The organism is Nocardia carnea, from assembly GCF_029868325.1.
GTDB classification, from domain to species: Bacteria; Actinomycetota; Actinomycetes; order Mycobacteriales; family Mycobacteriaceae; genus Nocardia; species Nocardia carnea_C.
Map to the genome: position 1 here is coordinate 1 of NZ_JARWNW010000160.1, position 2,361 is coordinate 2,361.

At 69.7% G+C, this 2,361-nt stretch carries 3 protein-coding genes; all 3 read right to left on the reverse strand.

All coding sequences use genetic code 11. From position 1 onward, the window contains the following. Positions 1-592 (reverse strand): RskA family anti-sigma factor (locus tag QH196_RS11885; protein WP_432279476.1); only part of this gene is annotated, 592 nt, incomplete at its 3' end. Further along, positions 585-1,265, reverse strand: a complete 681-nt coding sequence (gene sigK / locus QH196_RS11890; RefSeq protein WP_280415829.1) for an ECF RNA polymerase sigma factor SigK — start codon at positions 1,263-1,265, stop codon at positions 585-587. The genes QH196_RS11885 and sigK, both read right to left, overlap by 8 nt. Positions 1,266-1,416: 151 nt before the next feature. Continuing rightward, positions 1,417-2,073 carry a fasciclin domain-containing protein gene (locus tag QH196_RS11895; RefSeq protein WP_280415830.1) on the reverse strand — a complete coding sequence of 219 codons (657 nt, stop codon included), beginning with the start codon at positions 2,071-2,073 and terminating at the stop codon, positions 1,417-1,419. Between the last annotated feature and the right edge of the window lie 288 nt (positions 2,074-2,361).

The following is a 2,361-nucleotide window of genomic DNA, read 5'->3' on the forward strand; positions in this document are numbered from 1 at the left end:
CCGCGGCCGCGGGCGCCGGGACCCCCCCCCCCCCCCCCCCGCCGCGGGGGGCCGGCCCAAAATAAGCGGAAACCCCCCCCCCCCCCCCGGCCCGATACCCCCCCACACCCCCCCCCAACCCACCCCCCCCCGCGGCCGCGGCCGCGAGTCCCGCCAGCCGACGCCGCCGTCGGCGGGCTCGGGCCAATTCATCGGCGTCCGCAGGCCCGCCGCTCGGGCCGGATTCCGCGGCATCCGCCCGCGAATCCCGCGACCCCGTCGCGGATGCCGCCCCTTCACCAGGGCCGGCGCTCCGCACACCGGTGTGCACATCCGAACGTGCGCCGGGGCGAGCGGCGAGGGCGGCGAGTATGCGCGCCTCCACCCGGGCGGGCGGTTCCTGCGCGTCGAGGACCGACAAGGCGCTCATCGCTTCCCGCACATCGCGTACGACACTGTCGAAGGCCCGGACCGTCTCTTGATCGGCGGCGCGTAACCGTTGTTCGATATCGGCGGTCTCGGCGGCCGAAACGGCGTCGAGTGCGTAGGGAAACGCCAGGTCCATCAGGTCACCGTGGTTGTCCGGCGAATCGGGCGGTGAAGTATCAGGCATCGGAGACAACCCCTGAGAGGCAGTTCTGGAGCCGTTTCAGACCGTCGCGTATGCGGCTCTTGATGGTGGGCAGTGGGGAGTGGAGCTGATCGGCGACCTCGCGGTAGGTGCGCCCGCTGTAGTAGGCCAGCGCGACCGCCTCCCGCTGCGTGGCGGTCAGAACTTCGAGGCAATCACGGACAGCCTGCTCGTCGAACTGCTGGTGCACCGTTTCGGAAACGATGTCGTGGTCGCGACCCAAATGGGTGTGGCCGTAGACGGTATCCCGGACGGCGGCCGATTCCTCGGCGCGTACCCGGTCGACAGCTCGCCGGTGGGCGATCATCATCAACCAGCCGATCGCGCTCGCCCGCGCCGGGTCGTAACGGGCGGCGGCCGACCAGACCTGCAGATATACCTCTTGGGTGGCTTCTTCGGCCGCGGCCGGGCTGCGCAGGATCCGCCGCGTCAGCCCGAACACCCGGGGACTGGTCTCCCGATAGAACAGGGTGAACGACTCACGGTCGCCGTTCCCGGCCGCCTGTAGCAGGTCGGCGAGCCGGCGCTGGGTCGCACTGTCGTCGTGGCCGCCGCGGCGGACCGGGCACGCCGACCCTTCTCCGGTGCCGGTGTGCTCCGCGTCGACGCTACGGAGCCGGATCGCCCCGGAGCCGGATTCCGGCCACTTCGTCATGATCGTGCCCTCGACTGCATGGCAAGGTGTTCGCCACCCGCGGCGCCGAGGATGGACACCGAGCTCGGGTTGTAGCGCAGGTCACAGCTGTGGGCGCAAGGCGTCATCGACACAGTCTCAGCCACCGGACCGCGGCGCGCCGAGAAATCGGTCAGGCGGGCGGCATGAGGACCTCGTCGATCATGTAGACCGTCGCGTTCGCGGTCTGCACGCCGCCGCAGATCACCGACGCGGTCCCGGCCTCGATCGTTTCGCCGTCGCGGGTCACGGTCACCGTGTCACCCTGAACGGTCGCATGGTCCCCGGCGATATCGCCGGGCGCGATCCGGCCCGGGATCACGTGGTAGGTGAGGATATCGGTCAGTGTGGCGGAATCGGTTTTCAACGTCTCCAGCGTTGCCGGATCGACCTTGGCGAAGGCCGAATCGACCGGAGCGAAAACGGTGAATTCGCCGCCGTTGAGCGTATCGACGAGGTTCACCTGCGGATTCAGTTCGCCCGATACGGCCTGGGTGAGGGTTTTCAGCATCGGGTTGTTCGAGGCCGCCACCGCGACCGGATCCTGCGCCATCCCGCCGACCGACCCCGCGCCGTCGGGAACCTGCGCCGCGTAATCGGCACATCCGGGTCCGACTAGGCCGGCCGCGGGATCGCCGGCGGCCGCGGTCGCCGAGGACGATGTGGGAGCGCTGCTGGTCGACGCCCCCGTTTCCCCGGATCCTTCGTCACCGGAACATGCTGTCGCCCCCAGGAGTGCGGTCGTGGAGACCACTGCGGCCAGAAGCACAACGCGCTGCATGCTTTTCATGAGTTTCCATCACTTTCGGCCAGGACGACCAGGCTGCCGGTCGTACCGCGAACATTGCTGGACGGAGTTCGGGTGGACCGGCCGGTCGGATGGGAACCATTCACGGAAACGCAAACGGGCCGCGGTAGCCGGTGATGGCTACCGCGGCCCGCGGGAGGGTGTCAGGCGGTGGCCGCCAGGGATCGGTCGTCGAAGGCCGGTTCCCGGAACGGCTCTATCGCGTGAGCCAGGATCTCGGCCACGTCGGCCACCGGCCGGACATCCAGTTCGGCCAGCACATCGGCGGGA